The sequence below is a fragment of the Variovorax sp. 20P10.2.4 genome, from assembly GCF_058244205.1.
Window position 1 is genome coordinate 1 of sequence record NZ_JBZAYE010001021.1, and the last position, 1,746, is coordinate 1,746.

Below are 1,746 nucleotides of genomic sequence, written 5' to 3' on the forward strand. Positions count from 1 at the left end.
CGGCTGCGCGAAGTCGGTCTCGATCCAGCGCGTGTGGACCTTGAAGCCGTCCTCGGCCACGAAGTCGGGCGCCTCGACCACGGCGCGGTGGAACGGCAGCACCGAGGCCACGCCCTCGATGCGGAACTCGCGCAGCGCGCGGCGTGCGCGCGCCATCGCCTGGGCGCGCGTGGCGCCGGTGACGACCAGCTTGGCCATCAGCGAATCGAAGCTGCCCGGCACGCTCGAGCCCGAGGCCACGCCGGTGTCGACGCGCACGCCGGGACCCGACGGTGGCTCGAACAGGCGCACCGGTCCGGGCGTGGGCAGGAAGCCGCGGCCGGGGTCCTCGGCGTTGATGCGGAACTCGAAGGCATGGCCGCGCGGCGCGGGCGTCTCGCTGACCGACAGCGGCAGCCCGTCGGCGATGCGCAGCTGCTCGACCACGAGGTCGATGCCGGTGGTTTCCTCGGTCACCGGATGCTCGACCTGCAGCCGCGTGTTGACCTCGAGGAAGGAGATCGCACCCGTGGGCCCGAGCAGGAACTCGACCGTGCCGGCGCCGACATAGCCGGCGCGCGCGCAGATGTCGTGCGCGGCGCGGTGGATGCGCTCGCGCTGCGCCTCGCTGAGGAAGGGCGCGGGCGCCTCCTCCACCAGCTTCTGGTTGCGCCGCTGCAGCGAGCAATCGCGCGTGCCGAGCACCACCACGCGGCCGTGCGTGTCGGCGATCACCTGCGCCTCGACATGGCGCGGCCGGTCGAGGAACTGCTCGACGAAGCACTCGCCGCGGCCGAAGGCGGTGACGGCCTCGCGCACCGCCGATTCGTAGAGCTCGGCCACCTCGTCGAGCCGCCACGCGACCTTGAGGCCGCGGCCGCCGCCGCCGAAGGCCGCCTTGATCGCGATCGGCAGGCCGTGCGCCTCGGCGAAGGCCAGCACCTCCTGCGCGTCGCGCACCGGCGCCGGCGTGCCGGCCACCAGCGGCGCGCCGACCTCGAGCGCGATGCGGCGTGCCTGCACCTTGTCGCCCAGTGCCTCGATGGCCGAAGGCGGCGGGCCGATCCAGCACAGGCCGGCCTCGATCACGGCGCGCGCGAAGGCCGCGCTCTCCGAGAGGAAGCCGTAGCCCGGATGCACCGCGTCGGCGCCGCTGCGCGCGGCCGCGGCCAGCAGCTTGTCGATGGCCAGGTAGGTGTCGGCCGGGCGCGTGCCCTCGAGCGCATGGGCCTCGTCGGCCACGCGCGTGTGCAGCGCATCGAAATCGGCGTCGGCATAGACGGCCACCGAGCGCACGCCGTAGTCGGCGCAGGCGCGCGCGATGCGCACGGCGATCTCGCCGCGGTTGGCGATCAGGACTTTCTTCATGGCGTGTCGGAGGAAGGAGCGGGAAGGCAGTGCGCGTCGAAGGCGCGCACCGGGTTGAAACGCAGGCGCGCGCCGACCGGGATCTGGCCGGCGCGATCGAGGTGGTGAGTGGCGACGGCGCCGATCACCGGGTAGCCGCCGGTCAGCGGATGGTCGGCGAGGAACAGCACGGGCTGGCCGCTCGGCGGCACCTGGATCGCGCCGAGCGCGGTGCCCTCGCTGGGCAGCTCGGCGGTGTCGAGGCGCGCCAGCGGCGTTTCGCCCGCGAGCCGCAGGCCGACGCGGTTGGACTGCGGCGTGACGGTCCAGCGCTGGCTCGCGAGCAGCGCGACCGCCTCGGGCGTGAACCAGTCGGTGCGCGGGCCCAGCACCACGTCGAGCACCACGTCCTCGTGCAGC

2 protein-coding genes are annotated in these 1,746 nt (G+C 74.1%); both read right to left on the minus strand.

The genetic code is table 11. The features are described from left to right. Positions 1 to 1,347 (minus strand): acetyl-CoA carboxylase biotin carboxylase subunit (locus tag AC27VN_RS40610; RefSeq protein ID WP_490880384.1); only part of this gene is annotated, 1,347 nt, incomplete at its 3' end. Beyond that, a partial coding sequence (locus AC27VN_RS40615; protein ID WP_490880385.1) for a 5-oxoprolinase subunit C family protein occupies positions 1,344 to 1,746 on the minus strand: 403 nt, incomplete at its 5' end. The genes AC27VN_RS40610 and AC27VN_RS40615, both read right to left, overlap by 4 nt.